Origin of the sequence: Zarconia navalis LEGE 11467 (assembly GCF_015207075.1) — a bacterium.
In the GTDB taxonomy this organism is placed as follows: domain Bacteria; phylum Cyanobacteriota; class Cyanobacteriia; order Cyanobacteriales; family Geitlerinemataceae; genus Zarconia; species Zarconia navalis.
This window is the reverse complement of record NZ_JADEXN010000121.1, coordinates 1-10,957: the sequence shown is the minus strand read 5'-3', so window position 1 is coordinate 10,957 and position 10,957 is coordinate 1. Positions and strand designations below refer to the sequence as shown.

The 10,957-nt window shown below is 52.6% G+C and carries 10 protein-coding genes and 2 pseudogenes; 5 read left to right on the top strand and 7 right to left on the bottom strand.

Translation table 11 applies throughout. The features are described 5' to 3' along the window. The coding region (locus IQ235_RS08575) for a cysteine desulfurase family protein (RefSeq protein ID WP_264321061.1) at nt 1-893 on the top strand (893 nt) is incomplete at its 5' end. Between the two features lie 71 nt (nt 894-964). Beyond that, entirely contained in the window at nt 965-1,708 is a 744-nt protein-coding gene (locus IQ235_RS08570; protein WP_264321060.1) for a sulfotransferase domain-containing protein, read from the top strand. A 79-nt stretch (nt 1,709-1,787) separates the two neighbouring features. Here the strand turns inward: IQ235_RS08570 and IQ235_RS18915 are convergent, their stop codons facing one another. The 4 genes and pseudogenes from IQ235_RS18915 to IQ235_RS08550 form a co-directional block, all read right to left on the bottom strand. Beyond that, the gene (locus tag IQ235_RS18915; protein WP_264321062.1) at nt 1,788-2,603 is read right to left on the bottom strand and encodes a thiazole synthase; all 816 of its coding nucleotides are present in this window, start codon (nt 2,601-2,603) and stop codon (nt 1,788-1,790) included. A gap of 171 nt (nt 2,604-2,774) precedes the next feature. Further along, nucleotides 2,775-3,830: pseudogene (thiO, locus tag IQ235_RS18910) on the bottom strand (glycine oxidase ThiO); the annotation flags it as partial. Nucleotides 3,831-4,041: 211 nt separating this feature from the next. Next, on the bottom strand, nt 4,042-4,518 hold the full coding sequence (locus IQ235_RS08555; RefSeq protein ID WP_264321059.1) for a hypothetical protein: 477 nt from the start codon (nt 4,516-4,518) through the stop codon (nt 4,042-4,044). A gap of 157 nt (nt 4,519-4,675) precedes the next feature. Beyond that, nucleotides 4,676-5,068 carry a 2Fe-2S iron-sulfur cluster-binding protein gene (locus IQ235_RS08550; protein ID WP_264321058.1) on the bottom strand — a complete coding sequence of 131 codons (393 nt, stop codon included), beginning with the start codon at nt 5,066-5,068 and terminating at the stop codon, nt 4,676-4,678. On the opposite strand from IQ235_RS08550, the gene IQ235_RS08545 reads away from it, so the two are divergent. From IQ235_RS08545 to cimA, 3 genes are all read left to right on the top strand, one after another. Then, complete coding sequence (locus IQ235_RS08545) at nt 5,067-5,210, top strand: hypothetical protein (RefSeq protein WP_264321057.1); 144 nt, start codon at nt 5,067-5,069, stop codon at nt 5,208-5,210. The genes IQ235_RS08550 and IQ235_RS08545 overlap by 2 nt on opposite strands. Nucleotides 5,211-5,357: 147 nt before the next feature. After that, nucleotides 5,358-5,693 carry a hypothetical protein gene (locus IQ235_RS08540; protein WP_264321056.1) on the top strand — a complete coding sequence of 112 codons (336 nt, stop codon included), beginning with the start codon at nt 5,358-5,360 and terminating at the stop codon, nt 5,691-5,693. Between the two features lie 388 nt (nt 5,694-6,081). Next, a complete protein-coding gene (cimA, locus tag IQ235_RS08535; protein WP_264321055.1) occupies nt 6,082-7,695 on the top strand; it encodes a citramalate synthase in 1,614 nt (537 codons plus the stop codon). A gap of 244 nt (nt 7,696-7,939) precedes the next feature. Here cimA and IQ235_RS08530 read toward each other — a convergent pair whose 3' ends face one another. The 3 genes and pseudogenes from IQ235_RS08530 to rpoC2 all read right to left on the bottom strand — a co-directional run. Next, complete coding sequence (locus IQ235_RS08530; protein ID WP_264321054.1) at nt 7,940-8,125, bottom strand: hypothetical protein; 186 nt, start codon at nt 8,123-8,125, stop codon at nt 7,940-7,942. Between the two features lie 529 nt (nt 8,126-8,654). Then, a complete protein-coding gene (locus IQ235_RS08525; RefSeq protein ID WP_264321053.1) occupies nt 8,655-9,956 on the bottom strand; it encodes an SGNH/GDSL hydrolase family protein in 1,302 nt (433 codons plus the stop codon). Between the two features lie 58 nt (nt 9,957-10,014). Further along, nucleotides 10,015-10,957: pseudogene (gene rpoC2, locus IQ235_RS08520) on the bottom strand (DNA-directed RNA polymerase subunit beta'); the annotation flags it as partial.

The window sequence follows — 10,957 nt, the reverse complement described above, 5'->3', positions numbered from 1 at the left end:
TCATTACCCTAGCCACAGAACACAATGCGGTGCTCGATCCCTTGCAGTACCTCAAGTCTCTGGGGTTTGAGATAACGGTTCTCCCGGTGGGTACTGACGGATTGCTGGATTTGGACAAACTCGAAGCGGCGATGCGTCCCGAGACGATTCTGGTGTCGGTGATGGCGGCGAACAACGAAATTGGCGTATTGCAGCCAATCGCCGAAATTGGGAAACTGTGTCGCGATCGCCAGGTTCTTTTCCATACCGATGCCGCCCAAGCCATCGGCAAAATTCCCCTGAACGTCGGGGAAATGTCCATCGATTTGATGTCCCTGACTGCCCATAAGGTATATGGCCCCAAGGGAATCGGGGTGCTGTACGTGCGTCGCCGCAACCCAAGAGTCAAGCTAGCCGCCCAACTCCACGGCGGCGGACACGAACGGGGAATGCGATCGGGAACCCTCTATCCACCCCAAATTGTCGGCTTTGCCAAGGCGGTGGAATTGGGCTTAGAAGAGATGGAAACAGAGGCACAACGGTTAGCAAAACTGCGACAGCGGCTGTGGCAACAGCTATCGGAGTTAGACGGGGTTTATCTCAACGGACATCCCGAGAAACGACTACCGGGAAATTTGAATATCAGCGTGGAAGGGGTAGACGGTCAGGCGCTATTGTTAGGATTGCAGTCGATCGTCGCCCTGTCGTCGGGTTCGGCTTGCACCTCGGCGAAAATCGAACCGTCCCACGTTCTGGCCTCTCTCGGACTGCCGGAACCCCTGGCATACGCTTCCTTGCGATTTGGGTTGGGGCGCTTCACAACGGCGGAGGACATCGATCGAGTGGCGGTTGGGGCGATGGATACCATTCGATCGTTACGTCGGGCGAGGGGAATTCCGAATTCGGAATTCTGAGTTCGGAATTCCGAATTTTAAGTTCTAGACCCTTTTGCTTTGGATATTGCCGTTGAAATGCCGAACTGCTCATGCCAGACTTTTTAATTATTGGGGCGCAAAAATGCGGAACGACATCTTTGTATTGCTATCTCGCCCAACATCCGCAAATTATTACCGTTCCCCATAAAGAAGTTCATTTTTTCGATCTCAATTACGATCGGGGATTGGATTGGTATGGCGCTCATTTTCCACCCTCGGGATTGCCCGGTGCGATCGCCGGTGAAGCCAGTCCCTACTATCTTTTCCACCCCCAAGTTCCCGCCCGCGTTTACCAACACTTTCCCCAAATTAAATTAATCGTTCTCCTGCGAAATCCCGTCGATCGCGCCCTATCACAGTACCATCACGAAGTCAAGCTGGGGTTCGAGCAACTTCCCCTCGAAGAGGCGATCGCCCGCGAACCGGAACGACTGCAAGGAGAAGTGGAAAAACTCAGCACCGATCCCACCTACTACAGCTACAATCACCAGCACTATACCTACTTGTCGCGGGGACGCTATCTCGAACAACTGCAACGGTGGCGAATCTATTTTCCCCCAGAGCAGTTTTTGATTCTCAAAACCGAAGATTTACACGATCGTCCCGATGAAACGTTGGCGCGAGTCTTGGCGTTTTTACAATTGCCGATCGTCGATTTGCCCACATATCTCAGCTACAACGCCGGCAGCTATCCCCGCGCGATCGAATCCGTCAAACAAGATTTAACCGACTATTTTCGAGAACCCAACCAACAGCTCTGGAAGTACTTACAACAAGATTTTGATTGGCAATAATTTTTAAGTCATCGCCAGCACGATCGCGAACTGATTTAAATTGGGATGTTTGAGCCGAATGCCTGTGCCCCGATCTCGACTAACTCACGGTCGAAGCGATCGTCCCGGTTTGCGGCGAACTCGCACTCGCCCGTTCTTTCACCGGAATCCGACCCGCCAAATAGGCCAACCGTCCCGCCTCCACCGCCATCCCCATCGCCTTTGCCATCACCGGGGGATTTTGCGCCAGGGCGATGGCCGAATTAATCAACACCGCGTCTGCCCCCATTTCCATGGCTTGGGCGGCTTCGCTGGGGGTGCCGATGCCCGCATCCACCACCACCGGAACCTTGGCACTTTCAATAATAATCCGGATATTGGCGGCCGTTTGTATCCCTTGTCCCGACCCGATCGGAGAGCCCAACGGCATCACTGTAGCGCAGCCGACATCCTCCAACCGTCGCGCCAGCATCGGATCGGCATTGATGTAGGGCAATACTGCAAAGCCTTCTTTCACCAACTGTCCGGCAGCTTCTAACGTACCGATGGGATCGGGCAATAGGTAGTGGGGGTCGGGAATCACTTCTAATTTGACAAAATTATTGTCTTCCTGACCCAACAATTTCGCCATTTCCCGACCCAACCGCGCCACCCGAATTGCTTCTTCGGCAGTTTTGCACCCAGCGGTATTAGGCAGCATCCATTGTTTCGACCAGTCCAACGCTTCGGCAAGTCCTTCGTGTCCCGGTGCGTTGGTTTGGACGCGGCGCACTGCCACGGTAACGATTTGGCAGCCACTGGCGGCGATACTTTGGCGCATCCGATCGAAATCGGTATATTTCCCACTCCCTGTCATCAGCCGAGATTGAAATTGCCGTCCGGCGATTTCGAGCAGGTTTTCTGGAGCGGTTGCCAACGCAGAGGGTGTGGCAAACGCGATCGAACTGGCCGTGGGGGAAGTCAAATTGGAAGACATGGAACGATAGTGGTTTGTTGGAGTGGCAATGGTGTTGGATTGAGCGACCCGGCGATCGAATCGACGGACGCTAAACTGTTTGAGGAGTGGGTCTGTTTTTCCCTCTAAAATCGAGTCGGCGAGCAATTTCGCGGATATCGGGGCGAGTAAAATGCCGTTGCGATAATGTCCCGTTGCCAAAGTCAAATTACTCCAATCGCTTGCCCCTAAAATGGGGAGTTCGTCGGGAGTTGCCGGACGAAAGCCCCACCAAAACTCTTCAATGGGGTAGTTTTCTAAAGCTGGATACATCCCGATCGCCCGATCGAGCAATCCTTTCATCCCCGACGGCGTATTGCCGGGAGTAAACCCCACATCTTCGCTAGTCGCCCCGATAATAATTTGCCCGTTGCGACGGGGGACAATATAAATACCCGGCCCGAACAACACCCGTTGCAGGGGAGATTTTTCACCCTGGGGAACCCGAACTGACAGCATCTGACCTTTCTTGGGAGACACGGGAACCGGCAACAACTCTTCAAACCACGCCCCCGTCGCCAAAACGTAACGATAGGCTCGATCGATCCCATCTCGGGTACGAACCCCAACGACCTGGCCATCCTGCCGCTCGATCGATTCCACTGCACTGCCTTCTTGCAGGTTAACGCCTAATGTCTGCGCCGCGACCCACAGAGATCGGGCTAGCATTTGGTTATCCACCTGACCGTCTTCGGGAAACCACCAGCCCCCCGTCACCTCTGTCCCCAATCCCGGTTGGTACTCGCGAACGGCATCCCCATCCATCCAGTAGGCGGGGAGACCGGAACGGGCAATACCGACGCGAGATTTGACGGGTTCTCGGGCGGGTTCTCGGGCAAAGTCCGGTGTTGTCCCATCCACAACCGGTGCTAAAATCCCACAAGGCCAATACTCGATCGCCAATCCGGAAATTTCTGCGAGTTTGCGGGTCCATTCGGGATACATCTGGCGCGATCGCAAACACAATTCCAGCATGGGACCCGAAGGAATTCCTTCGGCTTGGGGCGCGATCATCCCAGCGGCTGCGTGAACGGCCGCTTCTCGGAAGTTTCGGCTTTTCACCGTCACCGAAGCTCCCCGTAGTTTTAACTCGACGGCCAACGACAGCCCGATCGCGCCGCTGCCAATAATCAAAATTTCCTGTGTCATTTTTGTCTGTTGGATGGGGAACGGGCAAGAACGATGGGCGATTCACTCGTTCCCCACCTGTCATGTTTGCGGTTGAGAATCTGGGGGACGAGAAACTCGATCCCGTTAAGGTCTCACCCCTGACAAAAATTCTAAACTCCAGGGATGGGATCGAATCCCGAGGCTCGATTTTCCCGCACCACCACCGTTCCCGGTCGCGCGGCGTCGCGATTTACCACAAGCCCCGGATCGGTCGGTTATTAGAACCTGTATTCCTGGCCCCACTACCGGAATTCGGGCGATTGGTATTATTCACCGGTCGTTGAGTCACTCGATTCGTCTGACGGGGGGCTTGAGTCTGAGGACGGGTTCCCGGCGTTTGGGTTCCCCCTCCAGAGGGTTGGTAAACCTGGCGGGGGGCTTGGGCTTGGGGGCTTCCTGTTTGAGTGGTTCCGGGGGAGGTTGCACTATTGGGGCTTTGAACGCTTCCAGGGCCCGTAAAGACCGGCGTTCCCGTGGTCGGACTAGTGGAAAATCCTTGTTGCAGGGCTTGATTGCTGTTGGCAGCTTCCGTTGAGGTCTCGCTGTCTGCAGTGTCGTCGTCGGGAATAAACTGCGCGATCGCCCAGGGGACTAAGCCCACCAGCGTGCCGAGGAGAAAACCCGAGATTAAGGTAGCTCTCGAAGTAGGGGTTGGTGTATTGCTCATGGGTGGATGGGAAAATGCAAGCGTTAATATTTTTAGAGCTGGGGAACAGGCATCGGAGTCACAATTTTGGATTTGGGTGCTGACGAGCGACACCCAGCACTGCCGCTTTCAACCTACCCACTTAAGATAATAAACTTGAATACAAATAAAACCGAGATTAAGTTTTCGGCTCCTCGATATCGGTAACGGAGGACGCGGTTTGTCTGCTTGGGGTTCTATCTGGAGTCCACACCGTTTGCTCCCCCTGTCCCCAAAATTTATCGAACTTGCTCACTCGAACATCGCCTAAAACCTGAGTTTGACAGGCTAAGCGCAAATCGCGATCGCCATCGTGAGGGGGCAAGGATCGTCGGGTGCGATCGCGCCAGTTGGCTGGGGAAACCTCCCCTTCCACTCTTACCGCACAGGTTCCGCAGCTCCCGATCCCGCGACAGTTAACGATCGTCGCTTGGCCGTTGTACAGATCGACTCCCCCAGCGAGTAAAACTTTTCGGAGATTGGCTCCGCGATCGCAGAGAATTCTTTGACCTTCGGCTCTCACGTATGGCATGGCTTTGATGGATTTGGAGATTGCCTGCGGGCGACAATGGTTTGTGGATCGCGGTTTGTGGGTCGCGGTTTGTGGGCTGCACAGGACGGTTCGCCGATCGAAATCGAACGTGGAATTGGGGAGCGATCGCGCCTCTATCTAGTAGTTTGCCATCAATTGGTTCGCACGATCGCAAATCCTTCTGCTATCCTCTGCAAAGCGAGCATTTTCGCGCTCGGGTCACTTACTCAGTTTTCCACTCAAATTCTACAAACTCGATTCGATCGGTATCGATCGGGAGACTTAACTCATGGTACTAAAATCTAAACTATTCAACGTCTTGTCTGTAGCAGCGCTGATGACCGTTGCCCCCATGGCAGATGCCTGGGGAACGACGATAGCAACGGCGTGGCGAGAAGAGCAAATCGACCGACAAACCTGTTTGGGACGCGCGCGAGATGTGCTGTACCGCACTGGGTTTGAGGACAACGTCCAAGAAGTTGGCGGAGAGTCGGTATTTGCTACGAGCGGCAACTACATGGCTAGTATTCGTTGCCTCAACGATCGCTCTTTGGTCTTTTTCGCAGTGGCAGGGCCTAACGCGATCGTCAGCGATATGGTCACTAGCATTCGCTACTATTTTTAGGGTCGCTTCAGACTCTAGGCTCGCTCGACTCTCGTTTATAAAGGAAATCTTAATTTCCCCGGAGGGTGGGTTCGGCGCTCGTTCAATTCAGTACCCCCAGTTTTCAGGTGAACCTGCGCCGATCTCACCCATTTTGGGAATGTTAGCCTCGTAATATCGATCGAAGACCTCTGACTTGCGGCGGGTGCGCGCTCTTTTGTCTTTCCAGACGCCAGAGTCCTAAATTTGGCGAAGTTTCGGGTAAAAACCGACTTTGAAACCCGACAATATTTAGCCCGATGGAGTCAGGATTTTTGAGGGTTGGCGCCGTTCGACCTAAATTTTTGCCCCTGTTCCCCTCCCGATGGTGGCTCGCGCTGAAAACGGGAGTCTTTAGCGGATTGGAAACATGAATCGACTCTGCATTTACGATACGACCTTACGAGATGGTGCCCAAAGTGAGGGACTCTCATTTTCGGTCGAAGATAAGTTACAAATCGCTCGCCAATTAGATCGATTGGGAATTCCGTTGATTGAAGGGGGCTGGCCGGGAGCCAATCCGAAGGACGTACAGTTTTTTTGGCAATTGCAAGAAGAACCCCTCACTCAAGCTGAGGTTGTCGCTTTTTGTTCCACTCGCCGTCCCGGTCGGCTGGCAGCGGAGGAACCCATGCTGCAACCGATTTTAGCAGCCCGAACCCACTGGGTGACCATTTTTGGTAAGTCTTGGGACCTCCACGTCACTGAAGGGCTAAAAACGACTCTCGATGAAAATTTGGCGATGATTCGAGATACGATCGAATTTTTCCGAGATCGGGGTCGCCAGGTCATTTACGATGCCGAACATTGGTTCGACGGCTACCGCAATAATCCCGAATATGCCCTCTCGACTCTAAAAGTAGCGATCGCGGCCGGTGCCGAGTGGATAACCCTGTGCGACACGAACGGAGGAATGTTACCCCACGATATCGCTCGCATCATCCGCGAAACTCGTGCTGCCCTGAAGTCGACAACGGATGAACCGATAAAATTGGGCATTCACACCCACAACGATTCCGATACGGCCGTTGCTAATGCGATCGCGGCGGTGATGGAAGGAACCCAGATGGTACAGGGGACGATGAACGGCTACGGCGAACGCTGCGGCAACGCCAACCTTTGCTCGTTGATTGCCAACCTTCAGCTCAAATTGGGCTATCGCTGCATTGAAGATGCTCAAATGGCTCGACTAACGGAAGTAAGCCGCTTTATCAGCGAGGTGGCGAATCTTGCCCCGGACGATCGCGCGCCTTTTGTGGGGCGATCGGCATTCGCTCATAAGGGGGGAATTCACGTCAGTGCGGTACAACGCAACCCAAAAACTTACGAACACCTACCACCCGAAAGCGTCGGCAACCAACGCCGAATCGTCATTTCCGAACAAGCGGGGTTGAGCAATCTTCTGGTAAAGGCCCGCAGTTTCGGTATTGACTTGGAGAAGCAAAATCCCCTCTGCCGCGATATTCTCACCCGGTTGAAAGAGTTAGAAAGTCAAGGCTATCAGTTTGAAGCAGCCGAGGCGAGTTTCGAGTTGTTGATGCGGGAGGCTTTGGGGGAGCGTTCTGGGTTTTTCGACATCGATGGCTTTCAAATCCACTGCCACCAAGAGCGCACTCTCAGCCATGCTTTGGCAACGGTTAAGCTAACGGTCAACGGTCGAGAAATCCTCGAAGCTGCTGAGGGTAACGGCCCGGTTTCGGCTCTAGATGCAGCATTGCGCAAGGCCTTGGTGAACTTTTATCCCGAAATTGCCCAATTTAACCTCGCCGATTACAAAGTCCGCATCCTCGATAGCAATGCGGGAACGGCGGCGAAAACGCGAGTTTTAGTCGAATCGACCAACGGCCACCAACGTTGGCGTACCGTTGGGGTCTCAACGAATATTATCGATGCCTCTTATCAAGCGGTGGTTGAAGGTTTGGAATACGGACTGTCGTTGCAAGAGCGGGCAAAAGCATTGCTGAGTTTGCGATCGCCCGGATAAGTCCGATGGCTGGGAGAATGCGATCGAGTTGGAGTCGAATCGAGCCGCGAAAGAGAATCAGGGATGTTGTTAGATCGAGTTCGGACGATCGTCTCAAAACGTCTCCCGTTTTTCCCTGTCTTTGTGGTTGATTAAAGTTGTTAAATCGCCTCGGCACGCCATAAAAATGACCGTCCTGTTAGCGGACAGTCATTTGATTTGAACTTATTCAGTTCCAATAAATTTAGAAGAATAATAACTTTACCTAACCTTCTTCTACTTGCTCTAAGTTATCTGGGTCGACGTAGTGACAGCTCACGTCATCAACACAGATTAAAGCCCAACCCGATTCATCAACTCCCATTAACGTATAAGAACCTTCCCGAATAAAAAAACCTTGATGGTTGCGTGTTTCGGGCTTGACTTCTACATTATTTGAATGACTTTCCATGATGCTTTCTACTCCCTAACTCGGATACAGCAGACAACTGTCTAATATATAATTCGTTAATACTTGTCTTTGTCAAATATTATCATTTACTTCTTGCTTTTTTCATTAAGTTATCTAATAAATCGTGAAGCCGTCTTAATAAAGGAGATAGATGAGACGGGAGAGTCGTCGGGAATGGAGGGGGATGACTGCAAATTAAAGTCATTTCCAGTTTACTGGGAAATCGAAAATCAATCGAACTGTTTTGGAAGCTTGCCATCGATACGATCGCGATGCATATAAAGTCACAATCTCGCGATTCCCAGCCATTTTGCAATCGAGCCAGCTATTCAATTTTAAAGAGTTGACTTCGTACGATCGAATCTCGTTTTTAGGAGGATGAGGTCAGCTTTTTGAGGCAGAGGAAAATGGAAAGCTCCCTAGAACTCCAATGACATTCACCACAGGTTCTGGGGTGATTTCGACGCTGTTGCGTGTTTTTTGCGGAGGTTCGAGCAATATTAAAGACCTTATATTTTCCACGAATAGCTTAAGGACGCGGCCAAGGAATCGTCGAATCGCTGGCAATTTGACGCGCCACGGCTGCGGCTCCCAAGGCATTTAAATGGCTTGGATCTTGAAAATAATCGTAGCGATCGAGTCCTTTTCCTGAGAGATCTCGCCAGAAAAAGCCCTTTGTGGATGCAAGCTGCTGCATATGGCGGCGAAACTCGCTCTCGTATTGAAATCGCACCGAATCGAGGTAATCGGGGGTGAGGGGTAAGTTAACGAATACCACCGGAATTTGCCGAGCGCGGGTATAGCTGAGGAGAGAATCCATTGCTGCTGCCTGAACGCCTCCCAGGTCGAATGCTTCGTAGTCGCGATCGTACTCCCCCGGCACGTAAGGATAAATTTGGTAGTAAGTATTGGGATCGAATCGCTCTTCAACCGCCACAAATCCATTAGCATCGACAGAACTCTCGGCAGCATCGATGGCATCTTGAAGCAGATCCGCAGTTAAGGCAGGTTCGAGAGTGGCATTCGCCGAGGTGATTTTAGCGCTTGCGAGTACGGTGGAGCCAGAATCGATCTGTTTGGCATTTCCCCCAGACCGATAGCCTTGGGAGGAAACGATCTCGCCATAGGTGCGATCTTCGCGACCGCTATTGAGCGCGCGGACGCCATCGACCCACAAAATCAGTTTGGGTAATTCTTCTGGGGGAATTAAATCCCGCACCATCAAATCGACGACTTGAGCGGTTGCCCCGTGGATGCCGAAGTTAAACACTTTGAGACCGTTATAACCCTGCGTTCCCAGTACGTATTGGAGCATTTGTGGGTCTATCCCCTGGGCAGCTCTCGAACTGCCCAGAATCAAAATATCAGCCGGTCCTATCGCTCGTACGTACGAGCGATATAAAACAAGTTTTTCGTCGAGTAGGGGGCTATTGAACGTGGGGTAGGAAAATCCTAAATCCGCCGTGGATGCCTGAGAAATGGCATAGGCTGCATTGCGCAGGTACTCGATGACTTTTTTTTGGGCGAAAGCTCGTTTGGGATCGCCGGGGGGAACCGCTTGCATCAGAGCGACAGCATCGATCCAAGTGCGAGCGACGAGGTCCCAATCTTCGGGCGATCGAGCATTTTGAGTTAGAGTCCAAGCTTCTAGAGCGCGCTCGACAGCTAAATCGAATGGCTCTCGTTCCACTTGAGGAGCCACATCGGTCGGTGAAGTTTCCGGGGTTTGACCCTGAATCGGTGGATTGGGCGAGCAACTCCAGATTGCTAAAGCCGCTACGACTAAGGCGATCGGTCGAACGCTGAGAAACCATCGAAAGTTTAAAATCACGGATTCGATCTCAAATGGTCAAAGGGAATGGCCCGATCTCTCGACCGGGCCGTGGGGACTACTCTTCTTCCTCTAGAATCGAGGGAGACGACATATCGTCGCCGTCTGCGATCGAATCATTTCCATTGGGAGAAGACATCGGTATATTGCTAACGTTATACGTCCGGGCGGTGCGATCGTCGAGCACCATATCGGTGAGTTCTTCCTCTTCATCGCCAATTCCGAAACCCGAGCTAAAGTCGGGGCTGGGACTGGAAATGTAATTGAGGTCTTCGTAAGCATTAAATCCCGTCCCCGCCGGAATCAAGCGACCGATAATCACATTTTCCTTCAGGCCCCGCAGCCAATCGGACTTCCCTTCGATGGCGGCTTCGGTGAGGACGCGGGTGGTTTCTTGGAAACTGGCCGCACTAATGAAGCTATCGGTGTTGAGAGAGGCTTTCGTAATCCCGAGTAAGACGGGGGTGTACTGAGCGGGGGCACCGCCGGTAATCGACATGGCTTCGTTGACCTGTTCCACCTGCCGCAGTTCGATCAGCTCGCCCGGAAGCATGGTGGTATCTCCTCCATCTTCAATGCGGACTTTATTGGTCATCTGTCGGACGATGACTTCGATGTGTTTGTCGCTGATGTCGATGCCCTGGGATTGATAGACGGACTGGACTTCGTTAACCAGGAAGGTCTGAACCTTTTGGAATGCGACTAGAGCCGCATGATACCCACCTTCGGGCTGGAGATGCTCGAACCAGACTTCGAGAATTTCGTGGGGGTTGGCCGGGCCGTCGGTGAGTCGCTCTGCGGTTTCGACCTCCTGACCGTCTAGAACGAGAACGTTTTGTCCCGGACCGGGTCGGTATTCGGCGATCGTCCCGTCGGCATCCACCACTCGAATCTCGCTCGTATCGTCTTCTTCGTATACAACCTGAGCCATGCCCGGTCCTTTTGCCAGGATACAGGCTTCTTTCGGCTTACGGGCTTCGAGTAGTTCTTCGATTCGGGGT

Coding starts and splice junctions, on each gene's coding strand:
- IQ235_RS08570 (WP_264321060.1), top strand. CDS start 965: ATGCCAGACTTTTTAATTATTGGGGCGCAAAAATGCGGAACGACATCT.
- IQ235_RS08555 (WP_264321059.1), bottom strand. CDS start 4,518: ATGAGCAATACACCAACCCCTACTTCGAGAGCTACCTTAATCTCGGGT.
- IQ235_RS08545 (WP_264321057.1), top strand. CDS start 5,067: ATGGCTTTGATGGATTTGGAGATTGCCTGCGGGCGACAATGGTTTGTG.
- IQ235_RS08550 (WP_264321058.1), bottom strand. CDS start 5,068: ATGCCATACGTGAGAGCCGAAGGTCAAAGAATTCTCTGCGATCGCGGA.
- IQ235_RS08540 (WP_264321056.1), top strand. CDS start 5,358: ATGGTACTAAAATCTAAACTATTCAACGTCTTGTCTGTAGCAGCGCTG.
- cimA (WP_264321055.1), top strand. CDS start 6,082: ATGAATCGACTCTGCATTTACGATACGACCTTACGAGATGGTGCCCAA.
- IQ235_RS08530 (WP_264321054.1), bottom strand. CDS start 8,125: ATGGAAAGTCATTCAAATAATGTAGAAGTCAAGCCCGAAACACGCAAC.